The sequence below is a fragment of the Amycolatopsis sp. PS_44_ISF1 genome (assembly GCF_032335455.1).
Lineage (GTDB): Bacteria > Actinomycetota > Actinomycetes > Mycobacteriales > Pseudonocardiaceae > Amycolatopsis.
Map to the genome: position 1 here is coordinate 752341 of NZ_JANUXO010000001.1, position 16526 is coordinate 768866.

At 70.5% G+C, this 16526-nt stretch carries 19 protein-coding genes; 6 read left to right on the top strand and 13 right to left on the bottom strand.

From position 1 onward, the window contains the following. Nucleotides 1-14 precede the first annotated feature (14 nt). Complete coding sequence (gene purU, locus NYF13_RS03270) at nt 15-896, top strand: formyltetrahydrofolate deformylase (protein WP_315654033.1); 882 nt, start codon at nt 15-17, stop codon at nt 894-896. Nucleotides 897-1067: 171 nt separating this feature from the next. Here the strand turns inward: purU and NYF13_RS03275 are convergent, their stop codons facing one another. Further along, on the bottom strand, nt 1068-2117 hold the full coding sequence (locus tag NYF13_RS03275; RefSeq protein ID WP_315654034.1) for an NAD(P)-dependent alcohol dehydrogenase: 1050 nt from the start codon (nt 2115-2117) through the stop codon (nt 1068-1070). A 106-nt stretch (nt 2118-2223) separates the two neighbouring features. Here NYF13_RS03275 and NYF13_RS03280 point away from each other — a divergent pair, with 106 nt between their 5' ends. After that, nucleotides 2224-2847, top strand: a complete 624-nt coding sequence (locus NYF13_RS03280) for a TetR/AcrR family transcriptional regulator (RefSeq protein WP_315654035.1) — start codon at nt 2224-2226, stop codon at nt 2845-2847. Between the two features lie 108 nt (nt 2848-2955). Here NYF13_RS03280 and NYF13_RS03285 read toward each other — a convergent pair whose 3' ends face one another. The 3 genes from NYF13_RS03285 to NYF13_RS03295 form a co-directional block, all read right to left on the bottom strand. Further along, on the bottom strand, nt 2956-3966 hold the full coding sequence (locus NYF13_RS03285) for an NADP-dependent oxidoreductase (protein WP_315654036.1): 1011 nt from the start codon (nt 3964-3966) through the stop codon (nt 2956-2958). Between the two features lie 127 nt (nt 3967-4093). Then, complete coding sequence (locus NYF13_RS03290) at nt 4094-4528, bottom strand: SRPBCC family protein (protein WP_315654037.1); 435 nt, start codon at nt 4526-4528, stop codon at nt 4094-4096. A gap of 106 nt (nt 4529-4634) precedes the next feature. Next, the gene (locus NYF13_RS03295) at nt 4635-5561 is read right to left on the bottom strand and encodes an ABC transporter substrate-binding protein (protein ID WP_315654038.1); all 927 of its coding nucleotides are present in this window, start codon (nt 5559-5561) and stop codon (nt 4635-4637) included. A gap of 136 nt (nt 5562-5697) precedes the next feature. On the opposite strand from NYF13_RS03295, the gene NYF13_RS03300 reads away from it, so the two are divergent. Then, nucleotides 5698-6396, top strand: coding sequence for an ABC transporter permease (locus tag NYF13_RS03300; RefSeq protein WP_315654039.1), 699 nt, complete (start codon nt 5698-5700; stop codon nt 6394-6396). Next, nucleotides 6393-7106, top strand: coding sequence for an ABC transporter permease (locus NYF13_RS03305; protein WP_315654041.1), 714 nt, complete (start codon nt 6393-6395; stop codon nt 7104-7106). Before NYF13_RS03300 ends, NYF13_RS03305 begins: the two co-directional genes overlap by 4 nt. 15 nt (nt 7107-7121) lie before the next feature. Here the strand turns inward: NYF13_RS03305 and NYF13_RS03310 are convergent, their stop codons facing one another. From NYF13_RS03310 to NYF13_RS03335, 6 genes are all read right to left on the bottom strand, one after another. Further along, entirely contained in the window at nt 7122-8570 is a 1449-nt protein-coding gene (locus tag NYF13_RS03310; protein ID WP_396287224.1) for an aromatic amino acid lyase, read from the bottom strand. Next, entirely contained in the window at nt 8570-9577 is a 1008-nt protein-coding gene (locus NYF13_RS03315) for an ornithine cyclodeaminase family protein (RefSeq protein WP_315654044.1), read from the bottom strand. Before NYF13_RS03315 ends, NYF13_RS03310 begins: the two co-directional genes overlap by 1 nt. Continuing rightward, nucleotides 9574-10110, bottom strand: coding sequence for a YbaK/EbsC family protein (locus tag NYF13_RS03320; RefSeq protein WP_315654045.1), 537 nt, complete (start codon nt 10108-10110; stop codon nt 9574-9576). Before NYF13_RS03320 ends, NYF13_RS03315 begins: the two co-directional genes overlap by 4 nt. A gap of 18 nt (nt 10111-10128) precedes the next feature. After that, nucleotides 10129-10422, bottom strand: a complete 294-nt coding sequence (locus tag NYF13_RS03325; RefSeq protein WP_315654046.1) for a DUF2516 family protein — start codon at nt 10420-10422, stop codon at nt 10129-10131. Between the two features lie 227 nt (nt 10423-10649). After that, a complete protein-coding gene (locus NYF13_RS03330) occupies nt 10650-11351 on the bottom strand; it encodes a hypothetical protein (protein ID WP_315654047.1) in 702 nt (233 codons plus the stop codon). Then, the gene (locus tag NYF13_RS03335) at nt 11348-11776 is read right to left on the bottom strand and encodes a helix-turn-helix transcriptional regulator (protein ID WP_315657180.1); all 429 of its coding nucleotides are present in this window, start codon (nt 11774-11776) and stop codon (nt 11348-11350) included. Before NYF13_RS03335 ends, NYF13_RS03330 begins: the two co-directional genes overlap by 4 nt. A 141-nt stretch (nt 11777-11917) precedes the next feature. On the opposite strand from NYF13_RS03335, the gene NYF13_RS03340 reads away from it, so the two are divergent. Beyond that, entirely contained in the window at nt 11918-13087 is a 1170-nt protein-coding gene (locus NYF13_RS03340) for a methyltransferase domain-containing protein (RefSeq protein WP_315654048.1), read from the top strand. Here the strand turns inward: NYF13_RS03340 and NYF13_RS03345 are convergent. The 3 genes from NYF13_RS03345 to NYF13_RS03355 form a co-directional block, all read right to left on the bottom strand. Further along, nucleotides 13017-13685, bottom strand: a complete 669-nt coding sequence (locus tag NYF13_RS03345) for an AAA family ATPase (RefSeq protein ID WP_315654050.1) — start codon at nt 13683-13685, stop codon at nt 13017-13019. The genes NYF13_RS03340 and NYF13_RS03345 overlap by 71 nt on opposite strands. Nucleotides 13686-14729: 1044 nt before the next feature. Continuing rightward, nucleotides 14730-15101 (bottom strand): zf-TFIIB domain-containing protein, encoded by a 372-nt coding sequence (locus NYF13_RS03350; RefSeq protein WP_315654051.1) that lies wholly within the window; start codon nt 15099-15101, stop codon nt 14730-14732. A gap of 33 nt (nt 15102-15134) precedes the next feature. Beyond that, complete coding sequence (locus NYF13_RS03355) at nt 15135-15497, bottom strand: VOC family protein (protein WP_315657182.1); 363 nt, start codon at nt 15495-15497, stop codon at nt 15135-15137. A gap of 92 nt (nt 15498-15589) precedes the next feature. On the opposite strand from NYF13_RS03355, the gene NYF13_RS03360 reads away from it, so the two are divergent. Further along, nucleotides 15590-16075, top strand: coding sequence for a CGNR zinc finger domain-containing protein (locus NYF13_RS03360; RefSeq protein WP_315654052.1), 486 nt, complete (start codon nt 15590-15592; stop codon nt 16073-16075). Nucleotides 16076-16526 lie beyond the last annotated feature (451 nt).

Here is a 16526-nt window from a genome sequence, read left to right on the forward strand (position 1 = left end):
CAGCACCGGCGAGAATGGGCGGCGTGCCTGATCCCCAGCGTTACGTCCTGACCTTCGGCTGCCCCGACCGCACCGGCATCATCGCCCGCATTTCGGGGTTCCTGGCCGAGCACGGCGGGATGATCGTCGAAGCGGCCTACCACACCGATCCGGACACGGGCTGGTTCTTCACCCGTCAGGTGGTCCGCGCCGACTCCCTGCCGTTCGACGCGGCGGGGCTGCGGGAGCGGTTCGAGACGGTGGCCTCGGAGCTGTCGGCCGAGTCCAGCTGGGCCGTGCGGGACACCGGAGGGAGGCCGCGCGCGGTCGTGCTGGTTTCGAAGGCCGGGCACTGCCTGTACGACCTGCTGGGCCGCGTCGCCTCCGGTGAGCTGGACGTCGACATCGCTGCGGTGATCGGCAACCACACGTCACTCGCGGACATCACCCGCGCGCACGGCATCCCGTTCCACCACGTGCCGTTCCCCTCCGGGGACCCCGAAGGCAAGGCGCAAGCGTTTGCGCAGGTACGGGAGCTGGTCGAGGCGCACGATCCACAGGCCGTGGTGCTGGCCCGGTTCATGCAGGTGCTGCCGGCCGCACTGTGCACGGCGTGGGCCGGGCGGGCGATCAACATCCACCACAGCTTCCTGCCCTCGTTCGCCGGCGCGAAGCCGTACCACCAGGCCCACACCCGGGGCGTCAAACTGGTCGGCGCCACCTGCCACTACGTGACGGCCGACCTCGACGCCGGGCCGATCATCGAGCAGGACGTGATTCGGGTCGACCACGGCGACTCGGTGGCGGACATGGTGCGCAAGGGCCGGGACATCGAAAAGGTGACCCTGGCCCGCGGCCTCCGCTGGCATCTCGAAGGCCGCGTCCTGGTCCACGGCAACCGCACGGTGGTGTTCTAAAACGGGGGTGTTCGCGACCGGCGGCGTTCTGAAACGGCGGCGTTCTGATGGTGGGCGGTTCTGAAACGGCGGTGCTTCACAGCGCTGAAGTTCTGAAGCAGTGCCGTTTCAGAACGGCGCCGCAGGGCTGGTGAGTGGCGAGACCGAACGGCACCGCCACTCACCAGCGAGTCAGGCGCTGATGGTGGCGACGTCGATCACGAAGCGGTAGCGGACATCGCTGCCCTCGACTCGGGCGTACGCGTCGTTGACCTGGTCGGCGTCGATCTTCTCGATCTCGGCGCCGAGGCCGTGCTCGGCGCAGAAGTCCAGCATCTTCTGCGTCTCGTCGATGCCGCCGATCATCGAACCGGCCAGCACCTTGTTGCCGGCGAGCAGCGAGAAGGCGTTGTACTCGAGGGCCTGCGGCGGGGCACCGACGTTCACCATCGCGCCGCCGACGCGCAGCATGCCGAGGTAGGCGTCGATCGGGAGCTTGGCCGAGACGGTGTTGAGGATGATGTCGAAGCGGCCCTTGAGGACCTCGAAGGTCGACTCGTCACCGGTCGCGAAGTAATCTTTCGCGCCGAGTTTGAGCCCGTCCTCCTGCTTCTTCAGGCTCTGGCTGAGCACCGTGACCTCGGCCCCCATGGCCGCGGCGATCTTGACCGCCATGTGCCCGAGCCCGCCGAGACCGACCACGGCCACCTTCTTGCCCGGACCGGCGCCCCAGTGGTGCAGCGGCGAGTAGGTGGTGATGCCCGCGCACAGCAGCGGGGCGGCGACGTCCAGCTCGATCCCCTCCGGGATCCGGCAGACGAACGCGTCCTTCACCACGATCTGCTGGCTGTAGCCCCCGTAGGTCTTCTCACCGTCGAAGCCGGTGCTGTTGTAGGTCTGGACGTTGCCCTTCACGCAGAACTGCTCGGTGCCGTCCTGGCAGTAGTCGCACTCGCCGCACGAGTCGACCATGCAGCCGACGCCGACCCGGTCGCCGACCTGGTACTTCGTCACGCCGGAGCCGACCGCGGCGACCACGCCGGCGATCTCGTGCCCGGGGACCATCGGGAAGGTGCCCGGGCCCCACTCCGACTTGGCCTGGTGGAGGTCGCTGTGGCAGATGCCCGCGAACGCGATGTCGATCAGCACGTCGTCCGGGCGCAGGTCCCGGCGCTCGATCGTCGTCGGCTCGAGCGGGGCGCCCGGGCTCGGAGCGGCGATGGCGGGCGTGGTCGTGGTCATGAAACCCTCCAGACGATCTCGGGCCGCCGCCCGAGGTTCAGATGTAAGACTGCTCTCACATGACTATAGTAAGAGCTCCCTTACATATGCGCGAGGGTGATTGGATGTGATCCACCACATGGGCGGCAAGTACCACCACGGCGACCTGCGCGACGAACTCGTCCGGGTGTCGGTGGAGCTGATCGCGGAGCTGGGCATGGACGGCTTCTCGGTGTCCCAGGTGGCGAAACGCGCGAACGTCTCGCCCGCCGCGCCGTACCGGCACTTCCCGGACCGGGCCGCTCTGCTGGCCGCGGTCGCGTGCACCACGGCCTGCGGGCTGCGCGAGCAGGCGGAGGCGGCCGTCGCCGAGGCCGGTCCCGACCCGGTGGCCCAGCTGGCCGCCGCGTCCGGCGCGTACACGGCTTTCCTGATCAACCGCCGCATCGGCTTCCAGGCGGTCTTCGCCGAAGGTCTGGAAGACCCGAAGTACACCGAGCTGCACGAGCACCGGCGCGCGCTGATCGACACGTACCTGCGGCTGTGCCTGGCCGTCTGCCCGTACCCGCCGGCCGCGCTGGAGCTGATGGAACAGCTCAACGCCCAGGCCCACGGCTACGGCGAGTTCTTCCTCAACGGCGTCTACCGCCGGATGAACTACACCGCCGCCCAGGTCACCGCGAAATCCACCACCTCGGCCCGCATCGTGATCGACGCCCACGTCGACGGGCAAGGACCGGCCCAGCCGTGAACCCCCGGCCCGCCCCCGCGCGGTCCTGAACCCCCGGCGACACCCCGAGCCCACCCACCGCCGATCACACGGCGGCGAGCCCGCCCGGGGGGCGCTTCGGCCGAGCCTTCAGAGGCGGACCAGCATCTTGCCGGTGTTGGCCCCGCCCAGCAGGCCGAGGAACGCCTCGGGCGCGTTGCGGATGCCGTCGACGAACGTCTCCGAGTACTTGATCTCGCCCGAAGCCACCAGCGGCGCCACCTCGGCGACGAACTGCTCGCGCAGACCCCAGTGGTCGATCACCAGCAGGCCGCGGATGGTCAGCCGCTTGGCGATGATCTGCGGCAGGTTGCGCGGCGCCGGAGTCGGCTCGGTGGCGTTGTAGACCGAGATCATCCCGCAGACCGCGATGCGCCCGTGCACGTTCATCGAAGCGATGGCGGCCTCGAGGTGTTCGCCGCCGACGTTGTCGAAGTAGACGTCGAGGCCCTCGGGCGCGGCCTCGGCCAGCTGCTTGGCGACGGGGCCGTCCTTGTAGTTGAACGCGGCGTCGAAGCCCAGCTCTTCGGTGAGGTACCGGACCTTCTCGGCCGAACCGGCGCTGCCGATCACCCGCTTGGCGCCCTTCAGCTTGGCCAGCTGCCCGACCAGGGAGCCGACCGCACCCGCGGCGCCGGAGACGAACACCGTGTCGCCCGCCTTGAACTCCGCGCTCTCCAGCAGGCCCGCGTACGCGGTGAGGCCCGGCATGCCGAGCACGCCGAGGTAGGTCGAAAGCGGCGCCGCCGAGGCGTCCACCTTCACGCTCCGAGCCGCGTCGAGCACGGCGTGGGTGCGCCAGCCCGCCTGGTGCAGCACGTGGTCACCGGGTTCGAAGCCGTCCACAGTGGACTCGACCACCTCGCCGAGCGCACCGCCGGACATGACCTCGCCCACCGCGAACGGCGGCGCGTACGACTTCACGTCGTTCATCCGGCCGCGCATGGCCGGGTCGACGCTCATGAACAGGTTGCGCACCAGGATCTGCCCCTCGCCGGGCGCGGGGATCTCGGTGTCGAGGATCTCGAAGTTGTCCTGCGTCGGGACGCCGTGCGGACGGGAGGCGAGCCGGATCTCCGTGGCCTGGGTCGGTGCGTTCACCGCTGAACTCCGTTTCGTGGGACTGAGTTTCGTGGACTGAGTCGACCGGGGCGAGCGCCCCGTATATCCCGGCCCAACGAGGCAACCGGGGCGATCATTCCGATTCAGCGGGCACCTGTGGTGCGGGCTACACGATCTCCTCGAGCTTGCCGAGCACACCGTCGTAGATCTTCTTCAGCCCGCCCGGCGCGAAGGTCTTCTCGAAGAAGCCACCGATGCCGCCGGCGCCGTCCCAGCTCGTCTCGATGCGCACCAGCGAGTGCTCGCCCGCGGAGGTGACCGTCCAGGTGGTGACCATGCTGGAGTTCGCGTCCGTCTCGACCAGGGTGCCCGGGGACGGCTGGCTCACGGTCGCGGCCACGTCCCGCACCCGCTTGGCGGTCGCCTGCAGCTTCCAGCTCGCCTCGGTACCGGCGCCGTGGCCGCCCGCGGTCACCTCGTAGTCGCGGTAGTGCTCGGTGAGCAGCTTCGGCCGGGTCTCGGCGTAGTCGGCGACCAGTTCGCGAACCCTGTCCACCGGCGCGTCGATCGTGCGCTCCGCGGTGGCCGTGACCTTTCCCATCTCGCTCCTCAGCTCGGCTCGTTTTCCGCCGTCGCTACCTTCGCACACACAGCGAACGGGCCGCCCGGGAGAACCCCGGGCGGCCCGTTCGAGCTGCGATCGCGCCTCAGGCGAGGCCCTGCTGCTTCAGCCAGTCCTTCGCCACGTCCGCAGCCACTTCACCGTCGGAATCCACGCGCTTGTTCAGCTCGCGCATGCCTTCGGTGGTCAGCTTCGCGCTGACGGCGTTGACCGCCGCCGCGAAGTCGGGCCCACGCTCGTCGAGCACCTTCTTGTTCACCGCGGGCACCACGTTCTCGGTGGGCACGATGGTGAGATCGTCCTTCAGGGCCACGTACTGCGGGTCGCCGACCAGCGGGCTGACCGAGTCGACCGGGATCACCGTGACCGCGCCGGAGTTGAGCTGCTGCACGCGCGGCCCGGCCTCCTGCACGGTCTGGAACGTGGCGTTGGTCAGCTTGTACACCTGGGTGAAGCCCTGGAAGCACGGCAGCCGCTTCTCGCACTCCGGCGGACCAGCCATGACGACCTTGTCGAGCTTCTTCAGGTCGCTGATGCCGGTCAGACCCTTGGACTTGGCCAGGTCGGCCTTCACGATGTAGGTGTTCTTGTCCTCGGCGGCCGCGTAGTTCAGCAGCGAGATGCCGGACGGCTGGAACAGCTTGGCCAGCTGCTCGTGCTCGCCCGCGGCGTCCTTCACCGCGTCCTGGCCGAAGCCGGTGGTGATGCCCGCGCCCTGGTACTCCGGCAGGAACTGCAGCTCGCCGGACTTCAGCGAGGGGTAGATCAGCTCCCGCGAGCCCAGGTTCAGCTTGCGGGTGACCGGGTAGCCCTTGGCCTCCAGCGCGCTCGCGTAGATCTCGGCCAGGATCTGGCTGTCGGTGAAGTTGAACGAGGCGACGACGATCGGCGCGCCGCCCTTGCTCGGGGCGGCGGGCTGGTCGGAGCCCCCGCTGCCACCACCGCAGGCGGTCAGGCCGAAGGCGGCGACCGCCACCAGTGCCGCCGCTCGGATGTTCCGGGTCCAGCCCACGTCCCACACTCCTCTTTCCACGAACAGTGGAGTGGACCTTAACCGTGAGCCACGACAGAAACCACGGATGGGGATTCAAGCGCCACCGAATCTCAACAATCGGAATCCGGCTCCCCGAACGGGGTAAGGTCGGGCGGTGCATGCACCCTCGGTGACCCCGCTGCTCGCCGAGAGCAGCCGGCCGATCTTCGAATGGCGGTGGGTGGAGCGCAACTCCGACGCCATCGTCCAGCGGCTCGGCGAGCACATCGCCCTGACCGCGACCGCGCTCGGCGTCGGGCTGGTCCTCTCGCTGGCCCTGTCCACGCTGTGCCTGCGCTACCGCTGGTTCTACCCCCTGGTGCTGGGCGCGGCCGGGGCGCTGTACGTGATCCCGAGCCTCGGGGCGTTCGCGCTGCTGGTGCCGTTCTTCGGGCTTTCGTTCACCACGGCGGTGATCCCGCTGGCCACGTACACGCTGCTGATCCTGATCCGCAACATCGTCACCGGAGTCCAGCAGGTGCCCACCGAAGTCCGTGAGGCGGCGATCGGCCTGGGCTTCACCCGGCAGCGGCTGCTCTGGCAGGTCGAGCTGCCGCTGGCGCTGCCGGTGGTGATCGCGGGCCTGCGGGTGGCCGCGGTGACCACGATCGGCCTGGTCACGGTCACCTCGCTGCTCGGCATGGGCGGCCTCGGCTACTTCATCCGCGCCGGCATCCAGACCACCACCCCGAACCCGAGCCCGATCATCGTCGGCATCGTGCTGTCGGTGGTGCTCGCGGTGGCCGTCGACCTGCTGCTCTGGCTGGGTGAGCGGGCGCTCGCCCCGTGGGCGCGGAAGGTGCGGGCCCGATGAACGTCTTCACGCAGCTGGGCCAGTGGCTGTCCGATCCGCAGCGGTGGAGCTGGACCGACCCGGCGGGCATCCCCCACCGGACGGTCGAGCACCTCTGGTTCTCCGTGCTGTCCCTGCTGATCGCGGCCGTGCTGACCATCCCGGTGGCGGTGTGGCTCGCGCACCACCGCCGCGGCGCGTTCCTGGCCGGCAGCGCCGTGAACATCGGGCGCGCGATCCCGAGCTTCGGGCTGATCATCCTGTTCTGGTTCCTGGCCAGCCGGTGGGGCGCCGACACGAACTTCTGGCCGCTGCTGCTGGCGCTGGTCGGACTGGCCCTGCCCCCGCTGTTCACCAACACCTACGCCGGTGTCGTCCAGCTCGAGCCGGAAATCGTGGACGCGGCGCGCGGCACCGGTTACCGCGAGTGGCAGATCATGCTGAAGCTGGAGCTGCCCCTGGCCTCGCCGGTGATCGTGGCCGGCGCGCGCGTGGCGTTCCTGCAGCTCGTGGCCACCGTCGCGATCGGCGCCATCGTCAACGACGGCGGCGGCCTCGGCCGGTACATCGTGGACGGTTTCGCCGAAGGCGCGCAGGGCTACGGCGAGATCTTCGGCGGCGGCATCGCGGTGATCATCCTGGCGCTGGTGTGCGAAGGCGTCTTCTCGCTGCTGACCAAGTGGGCCACGCCGAAGGGCCTGGCCCTGCAGAACGCCCGCCGCGACTCCTGAGGTCCGGGCGGGGCTTCAGCCGATCTCGCCCGGGTCGTCGAAGCCGGCCTCCCGGCACGCGGCCACCAGCCGGTCGACGTCCGGGCCCAGCGGCCGGTCCACCAGCACCGGCGGGACGGTCGCGGCGATCCAGCGGTACGCCCCGGCCAGTCCGGGCGCGCCGTCACCGTCGGCCAGGTGCCGGGCCTGCGCCCCGGCGATCAGCTCGCACGCGGTGATGGCGAACAGGTGCCCGATCGCCGTCTCCAGCTCGGCCCCGGCCGCCCAGGCGAAGGCCTGCACGTCCTCCTGGCCCGCCGACGTGTCGAGCGAGCCGACCGTGGCGGGCGCGGCCAGGCGGCGCAGCGAATGCAGCTCCCCCACCGCGCGCTTGTGCAGCGGCGTCAGCCCGGCCTGCGGCCCCGGGTCCACCGCCAGCTGGGCCGGCAGCCCGCTGAACTGCGGGTCCAGCAGCCGGTGCGTCCGCTGCACCGCGATCTCGCCGACGTGCACGAGCGCGGCCTTCACCGCGTCCATCCGCAGCCCGAGGTCGGCCGCGTGGTAGCCGGTGGTCGGCACGAAGGCACCGTCCACGAACGACGGTGAGTCACCCGGGGTCGCCCACGATTCGCCGAGGGTGGCCTTCAATTCGGCGTTCACCTGGTCCAGGAAACCGATCACCCGTGGGCCCACGCGCACGGACACCGGCGCCTGCACCAGTCCCGGCCGCACGGCCGCGCCCCGGGTCAGCCGCTGCACGTCCGTGAGCACCGCCGTGGTGTGCGGGTTCGGCACCCGGTAGCCGTACACCTCGCGTGGCGCGCCCAGCACGTCCACGGCGATCGCCGCGCACAGCGTCTGGAGGTCGACCATCCGGTGCACGGACCCGCTGGTCGTCCAGGCGTACGCCTCGGCCAGCGGTGAGCCCTGGATCAGGCTCGCGCCTTCCTTCGGGCCCAGCTCGAACGGCTCCACCCCCCGACGGCGCAGCGCCTCGGCCGCGGGTACCACGGCGCCGTCCTCCAGCACCGAACCGAGGCCGAGGAAGGTCTGGAAGGCGTGCGCCAGCGGGATGATCTCGCCGGCACTGCCCAGCCCGCCCTTCGGCACGGCCGGGGTGAAGCCGTCGTTGAGCCGGTCGGCCAGGAAGGAGACCAGCTCGGCGCTCACCGCCGGCTCCGGGCGCAGGAAGCTGTGCAGACGCGTGAGCAGCAACGCGCGCGTCAGCTCCGGCGAAAGCCACGGCGGCCCGCCGACCGCCCGGCCCACCAGCAGGTTCCGCTGGTGCTCGGCCTGCTGCGCGGCAGACAGCCGCACGCCCGCCAGCCGGCCCATGCCGGTGTTCACGCCGTAGACCGGGCCCTCGGCGGCGTCCAGCGCGGCCAGCATCGCCGCCCGGTTCGCGCGAACCGACGCCAGCAGCCCCGGGTCCAGCTCGATCCACCCGGGTTCCCCGCGGACCACGTCCCCGGGCTCGCGGACGATCACCGGTACGGCAGCATCGTGCCGGCGTCGGCCGCCTCGGCCCGCCGCAGGATCATGTGGGCCACCGCGACGTCCGTTGTGGACAGTCCACGGTGCCAGAACAGGATCCGCTCGTCGTCGGACTCCCGGCCGGGCTTGGTGCCCGCCACGATGTCGCCGATCTCCGCGTGCACTCCATCCTCGGTCAGCAGGCCCGCGTTCAACTGCGGGCGCAGCGCGCCGAACCGGGGGTTGCCGGACTGCGATTCACGCCAGTTGTCGACCACGAGCTTGTCGACGGCGTCGAGCAGGTCCAGCTCCAGCGCGCTGATCGTGCCGTACGGGACCAGGAAGCAGCCCGGTCGAAGGAACTCCTTGCGCACCAACGCTTCCGGTTCGGTCAGCCGGGATGCCTCCACCAGCACATCGGCCCCGTCGAGGGTCGAGGCAGCGTCGTCGCAGACGCGGATTTCCTTGCCCAGCTCCTCCGAGAGCCGGCGGCCGAAGTCCGCACGGGACTCGGGCCGTCTGCTGGTCACGCGGATCTCGTCGAAGTCGAAGATCGAATCCAGCAGCACGACGTTCCACCAGGCCGTGCCCCGCGCGCCGACGTGGCCGAGCACCTTCGAACCGGGCCGCGCCAGGTGCTTCGCGCCCACGGCGGTCATCGCGCCGGTGCGGGCCTCGGTGATCATGGTGCCGTCGACGATCGCGCGCGGCATGCCCGTCTCCGGGTCGAACAGCAGGATCAGCGCCATCTCGCTGGGCAGCCCGCGCTCGAAGTTGCCGACGAAGTCGCCGACCACCTTCACCCCGCTGACCTGCTTCGCCGACAGGTGGCCGCGCAGGATGTTGAAGTGCCCCTTGCCGCCGTTGTCCGGCACGAGGTGCGTGCGCGGCTCGAAGACGACAGCACCGCGCCCGTGGTCGGCCAGCACGTCCTCGACCGCGCCGACGATGTCCGCGTGGGTGACGCCGAGCGCGTCGATGTCCGCGCCGGTCAGGTACCGCAGCCAGACCGAGGTCACCGGCCGAGGCCCTCGACGACCTCGGCGTTCGGCAGCGCCGCGAGCGTGGCCCCGGAGACCAGCAGCTTGCTACCGCGGATCCCGCTGCCGATCACCAGCTCCGGTGCGGCGGCGACCGCGGCGTCGACCAGGATCGGCCACCCGGCGGGCAGCCCGACCGGCGTGATCCCGCCGTACTCCATGCCGGTGAGCGACACGGCCTCGTCCATCGGCGCGAACGACGCCTTGCGCACGTCGAGGCGGCGCTTGATCACCCCGTTGACGTCGGCCCGGGTGGTGGCGAGCACTATCGCGGCGGCGAAGCGGACCTCACCGGCGCGCTTGCCGGCGACGACCACGCAGTTCGCGGACGCTTCGAGCGGAGAGCCGTAGGCCTCGCAGAACGCGGCGGTGTCGGCCAGTCCGGGATCGATCTCCGCGACCCCGACGCCTTCGAGCGCGACCAGCGCTTCGGCGACGGGTTCGGCGAGCAGCTCGGTGCGGGTGTGCGCGGGAACGACGGTGAGGGTCCCGGCGATGTTCCAGGTGGTCACCCCGGCCACGCTACTGCTTCACCAGTTGCGGTTGCCGCGCTGGACCTCGTTCAGCCGCGGCCGCACGTCGACCAGGTAGACCAGCACGGCGGCCATCGCGGGCACCCAGAAGATGAACCCGGCGTCCTGGATCTCGAACAGCACCAACGCGAGCGTGGCCCCGAAGGTGATGAGCGCCCAGATCGGCTTGGTCCGGCGATCGGCGGCCGGGTAGGCGTCGGATCGCTGGAACAACGCGTGGACGAAGGCGAAGAGCCCGACCAAGGCACTGCCCCAGTGGATGACCTCCAGGACCCATACGGCAACCAGCACGATTTCCACCTTACGGCAGCCCACCCGGACCATTCGGGCCCCGGCACTCCTCACGGGGCCCCGGGGCCGGATGGGGACACGAGCGGGCCAGGTCCGGTGAGGCCGGACCTGGCCCGCTCGTGGTGGTGCTCTCCGGTTTTCGGTGCGGCCGGTGGATCTCCGACCGGCCGCGGCTCGCCGAGCCGAGCCGGGGTTCCGGCTGCCGGCGTGATCGACCGCGGAGGTGCTTACTTCTCGGTCTTCGGCGCGGCCGGCTTCTTGGCCGCCGCAGCCGTGCTGGTGCCGCTGTCGGTGGCCGCGGGGCGGCGCACGACCGGGCTGGTGGTCTTCGGCGCCGTGCGGTTGGCGGCCTTGCGGGTGGCCGAGCGGGTCTCGTGGGCGAGCTCGCCACCCAGCTCCTCGACGGCGTCCGCGGTCTGGCCGGCGACCTCGGTCACCTTGCGGGCGGCCTTCTCACCGGCCGAACGGGTGCGCTTGGTCACCTTGGCCAGCACGCCGTCGACCCGCTCGCGGGTCTCGCCGGTCAGCTCGTCCACGCGCTCCTGCGCGGTGGACAGCGCGTCCTCAAGCTGCTCGATGGCCTTCTTGACCTGCGGCTGCGCCGAGATCTTGTCCCAGGCCTGCTCACCGGACTCGGCCAGCTTGTTGTACAGCTTCAGCGCGGCCTCGGTGTACTCGTCGATGACCTTGCGCAGCTCGGCCGGGTCCAGCTTCTCGCGGAGGCCCTCGACGTCGGTCGGGATCTCCTCGAGGTTCTTGCGGGCGGTCTCGCTGCCCCTGGTCACGTTCTCGCGGGCCTTGGCGACGGCGTCCACCACGGCCTGGCCGGCCAGGTTGCCGGCGCCGAGCGCGGCGAGCAGCGGGGTGCGGACCTGCTCGAGAGCGTTGTCGACGGCCTTGCGGACGTCTTTGGTGGTGGGCGTGGTCATACCGGCTCCTCCGTGCTGTCTTCGGTGGTGGTCTGGGTGGTCGGCGTCGGCGTGGCCGACGTCCGGGTGGCTGGGCGGGCCGCGGCGTTCTCGCGCCGGAAGGACTCGTAGACGTCGAGCAGGACCTGCTTCTGCCGTTCGGTCAGCTCGGCGTCGGCTCGGATCGAGTCGCCCACCGGGCCGCCCGTCGGCAGGTCGAGGATTCCCGCCTGCACGTAGAGCGCCTCGGCCGAGATGCGCAGGCCCTTGGCGATCTGCTGCAGGATCTCCGCGCTGGGCTTGCGGACCCCGCGCTCGATCTGGCTCAGGTACGGATTGGACACCCCGGCGAGCTTCGACAGCTGCCGCAGCGAGATCTTCGCGCTGCTGCGCTGCTGGCGGATGTACTCGCCGATGTCGGAAGCGAGGTCCGCGACCTTCTCCATCGGGCCCTGGGCTCCTCCGGGTTCGGTCATCCGGTCACCTCCTCACGACCCCTCCGACCCTACGCGCCAGTGCTAGCTGTTGCAAGCACCCTGCTTGCAACTATCGGGTGTGTTGCCCCTCACCCGGCTACGGTGGAGGCCATGGGCACGAAACGGCTGCGCCGTCAGCTGGTCAAGCAGCTGGTCGAACAGGACGTGCTGCGCGACGTCCACTGGATCGAGGCCTTCCGCGCGGTGCCGCGGCACGTGTTCCTGCCGCGCTTCTTCCGGCCGTCCGACGAAGGCTGGACCGCGATGGACGCGGACGATCCCGGCTGGCTGGAGCTGGTCTACTCACCGGAAGTGCTGGTCACGCAGCTGGACGACGACCCGTCACGCTGGGAGGAGGCCCGCCGCCACCCGGTCCCGGGAAAGCCGAGCAGCTCCTCGAGCATGCCCGCGATCATGGCGATCATGCTCGAGGAGCTGCAGGTGCGCGACGGTCAGCGGGTGCTGGAGATCGGCACCGGCACGGGCTACAACGCGGCCCTGCTGAGCCACCGCTGCGGCTCCGACCAGGTGTCCACTGTGGACATCGACGAGGGCTTGGTCACCACCGCGCGCGAGCACCTGCGGGCGGCCGGCTACGAGCCGTCCTGCGCGGTGGGCGACGGCGCGCTCGGTTTTCCGGCGGGTGAGCCGTTCGACCGGGTGCTGGGCACGGCGTCGGTCTCGGCGGTCCCGCCGGCCTGGCTGGAGCAGACCGTGCCGGGCGGGCTGGTGGTGACGACGTTGAACCGGCCGCTGGGCGCGGGCCTGGTGCGCCTGGTCGCGGGCGAAGGCGCGACCGGCACCGGCCGCGTGCTGGCCCAGGACGGCCGGTTCATGCCGCTGCGCGCCCACCGGCTGGCCGAGCCCGCCCCGTTGCCGGAAGCGGACGAGTCGGACTGGCGCCCCACCACGCTGCCGATGGCGGCGCTGGTGAAGCCGAAGCACAAGTTCGAGTTCTTCGCCTCGCTGGAACTGCCGGACGTGCACCCGGTCCGCGAACAGCCGTCGTCCGGCACCTCGGTGGTCCTGACCCGCGCCGACCCGGGCCCGATGGCCCTGACCCACCCCGACGGCTCGTGGGTCCGCTGCCGCAGGGCGGGCGACGCGTACGAGGTCGCCCAGGGTGGTCCGCGCGAGCTGTGGGACCTGGCCGAACGCGCGTACGTGCTGTGGAAGTCCTTGGGCAAGCCCGAGCGGGACCGCTTCGGCCTCACCGTGACGGGCTCGCACCAGGAGTTCTGGCTGGACGAGCCGGACGGCCTGCGGTGGCCGCTGGTGTGAGGCCACCGCGAACCCACTTCTCGACGTGGTCGACGGTGTCGGTGAGCGAGACGCCGGTGGTGTCGAAGTGGGGGACCTGCCCGCGGATGTAGTCGGAGAAGCCGAGCATCTCGTCGATCCGCGCCTCATCCCACTCCCGCCACACGGGTCGCGCCCGCAACCTCCGCCGGAGCACCGAAGCGTCAGCGACCAGCGCGAGGTAGTGGATGTCGGAGAAGAACACCCGCTCCGGCAGGCTCTCCAGCTCCGCCGGCGCAACGGTGCCGCACAGCACGACGGGCCGCCCGCTCTGGTGCACCATCGCCGCCATCCGCAACCAGGCCGCGCGGAACACCGGATGCCCAGGCACGTCGTCCTGCAACGCACCGGTCCACAGGACGTCCTGCTCCAGCACCACCACCTCACCCCCCATCCGCCCCACCAACCCCGGCCCGACGGTCGACTTACCCGCCCCACTCGGCCCCGTGAGCGCGAACAACGGCAACCGGCGAAACGTCCGGCGGTACCCACACGGCCCACAGCACAAGACCGAGCCCTCGACGAAAGGCCACTCGGCGCGGTCCCCGCAGGCGGGGCAGATTCTCAGGTCCAGGACCACTTCGGGAATCCCTTTCGGCTTTGGCCGGGGCTCAGGCTTGCGAGCTCGGCCGACTGGGGCCGGTTGACTGGGCTTGGGCAGGGGCTCAGGCGTACGGGCTCGGCCGACTTGGGCCGGTTGGCTGGGCTGGGCTTGGGCCGGTTGGCTGGGCTTGGGTCGGTTGGCCGGGTTGGCCTGAGGTTGACCGGCTCGGCTTGATTCACCTGGCTCGACTCAACTCCCTCGGCCCGACTCGGCCCGGCCCGTCTCGACCCGGCTCGACTTGGCCGCGGCCGTCGCCGGTCGGCCGGTCGGCCCGGCGCGGCCGGGTCGACTTGGCTCGGCTCACTCAGCTCGGCCCACTTGGCCCGGCCCGGCCCTGCTGGGCCGCGGCCAGCGCGGGTCGCCGGTCCGGTCGGATCGAGTCGGTTTGGCTCACTCAACTCACTTGACTCGGCTGCAGTCGGCTCGGGCCGGGCCGACTCAGCTCGGCTCGGTTGGCTTGAGTTGGCTTGGCTCACTCGACTCGGCTCACTTGGCTCGGCTCGGCTCGGCTCGGCTTGGCTGCGGTCGGGTCGGGCCGACTCAGCTCGGTTGGCAGGCCGACCGGACGCTCGCGCCCTCCTCCGACGCCGCCGAGCAACTGCGGCGGCACGGCGTGCTCCGCGTGCACCAGTGGGCTTGAGTTGGCTCGGCTCGGCGGCTCAACGCGGTCGACTTGCTCACCTCGGCCGACTAGCCGAACCTGCCGAGTTGGTCAATCCACCGGCACGGCTCGGCTATCCCACCCGGCTTGGGATGACCAGTTCGGCTCAGCGGGCTTGGCCCCGCCCGGCCGGTTCGACCCAGCCGCAGCCGTTCAGCCCCGCCCGGCCAGTTCGACCTAGCCCCACCGATTCGCCCTGCCCCCGCTGTTCGGTCGTCTCCGACCGTTCGGCCCAGCCGCGTTGACTCAGTCGCCGCGACTCGCGCGGACGATCCGGCTCAGCCCAGCCAGCTTGGCTTGCGCCCATCCAACCCGACCACGCCTCCCGCTTCGGGCACCAAACCCGGACGCGGGCCGGCTCAGTCGAAGAGGTTTTCGAGGAAGCTGCGCTTGCGGCGACCACCGTGGCCACCACCGCCGTACGGCCGCGGGGAGTCGGAGTAGCCCTGGCCGCCATACGGCCGGGGCGAATCCGAGTACCCGCGATGAGGCCGCGGGGAGTCGGCATAACCGCCCCCGCGATACGGCCGCGGCGAGTCCGGCCGGCCATGGGGACCGGGCGCCCCGTACGGGGGCGGCTGCTGCCGACCGTAATAGGAACTCTCGGCCCCGACGATCTGCTCCAGCTCACCTCGGTCGAGGAAGATGCCGCGGCAGCCGTCGCACTGGTCGATGTGGATGCCGCTCTTGTCGACAGTCCGCATCTGATTCTGACACTTCGGACAAATCACACATCAGAGCTTACGCATTTTTCGCTGCCCGCGTCAGCAGGCACATAGACAGAACGGGTGGCCGGCCGGATCGGCATACACGCGGAAGGTCTCGGCCGAGTCGTCGAGCAGCATTGCGTTCAGGCTCAGCGCGCGCTCGTGCGCCGCTTCGAGGTCGGTGACGTCCAGATCGAGGTGCGCCTGCTGCGGCTCCTCCGAAGACGGCCACCCAGGGGCGCGGTAGTTGTCCACAAGCTGGAACTCGAGACGGGGGCCGCCCTGTGGATTGATCAGGGTGACCCAGCCGTCTTTGACCTCGGGCTCGTTCCAGTCGAGCAGGGCGCGGTAAAAGTCGGCGAGGGCAACCGGATCGGGGCAGTCGAAGCACACGCTGCCGAACGTCGGTATCGCTCCCATTGCATCCACAGCCTTTCCATGGGGTAACCAGCGTAGCGATTATGAAAGTTAGCGACCCGGTTCGCAACCGGCATTCCCCGTACACTGGTTGCGTGCACCCCGATGCTTCCCTGGTGGTCGCCTTCCTCAACACCGTCGACGTCGAGCGGAATGAGGACCGGCTGGACGACCCGGAGCAGTGGCGCCGCTGGTCCGCCGAGCACGACCTCGGCCCCGGCGATCCGGCTGACGCCCGCGCGGCGCGCGACGCCCTCCGCGCCGCCATCGGCGATCCCGGCTTGCCACCCCGCCCGTTGGACGCCCCACTTCACTTCACCCTGACTGCTGACGGCCCGACGCTGGCGACCCCCGACGCCATCTCCGCGATCCTGGCCGCCGTCACCCGCCTCACCATCCGCGGAGACTGGGTTCGCCTGAAGATCTGCCCCGCGGACGACTGCCTGTGGGCCTTCTACGACGAGTCCCGCAACCGCTCCCGCACCTGGTGCTCCATGAGGGCCTGCGGCAACCGCGAGAAGGCTCGCGCCTGGCGAGCCCGCGCCGCGGGTGGGCACCCTCAGCACCCTGTGGACAACTAGTGCACAGGCACCACATGTGCACGTGCAGACGCACTGGATCCCCACAACTTGTGGACACCCATTAGGCCATCAACGTGAAAAACTGTGGATAACCCGGGGGATAACTCAGCTTCCTGTGGACAACTGGATTGGGTGTCCCCCGGGTGTGGTATAGCGGCGTGCTCCTGCTTTCTCCCGCTCCACCTGGGGATAGCTCCCTGTGGACGAGTCGCCCACACCCGATCGGGAACGCCGCGATGGTGTGGACAAGCCCGGCCGACCGTGGATCATCAGACCTGGCCGCAGCTCGGACAGATTCGAACTACCGCGGGCCGGGAAGGGTGGGCGGGACCGAGGGGCCCGACCGCCCGATCACGATCGGGCGGCTACGACGGGATGGTCTCGGAACCCGCTCGCAGGGCAAGCGAAGAGGTATGGGGGCACACCGCAGGGCAGGTCAGCCGCCACTCGG

Bases quoted from the DNA above. Each gene is read 5' to 3' on its own strand.
- NYF13_RS03335 (WP_315657180.1), bottom strand. From the start codon at position 11,776: ATGGAGAAGGTCGCGGACCTCGCTTCCGACATCGGCGAGTACATCCGC.
- NYF13_RS03275 (WP_315654034.1), bottom strand. From the start codon at position 2,117: ATGACCACGACCACGCCCGCCATCGCCGCTCCGAGCCCGGGCGCCCCG.
- NYF13_RS03340 (WP_315654048.1), top strand. From the start codon at position 11,918: ATGGGCACGAAACGGCTGCGCCGTCAGCTGGTCAAGCAGCTGGTCGAA.
- purU (WP_315654033.1), top strand. From the start codon at position 15: ATGGGCGGCGTGCCTGATCCCCAGCGTTACGTCCTGACCTTCGGCTGC.
- NYF13_RS03355 (WP_315657182.1), bottom strand. From the start codon at position 15,497: ATGGGAGCGATACCGACGTTCGGCAGCGTGTGCTTCGACTGCCCCGAT.
- NYF13_RS03330 (WP_315654047.1), bottom strand. From the start codon at position 11,351: ATGACCACGCCCACCACCAAAGACGTCCGCAAGGCCGTCGACAACGCT.
- NYF13_RS03290 (WP_315654037.1), bottom strand. From the start codon at position 4,528: ATGGGAAAGGTCACGGCCACCGCGGAGCGCACGATCGACGCGCCGGTG.
- NYF13_RS03305 (WP_315654041.1), top strand. From the start codon at position 6,393: ATGAACGTCTTCACGCAGCTGGGCCAGTGGCTGTCCGATCCGCAGCGG.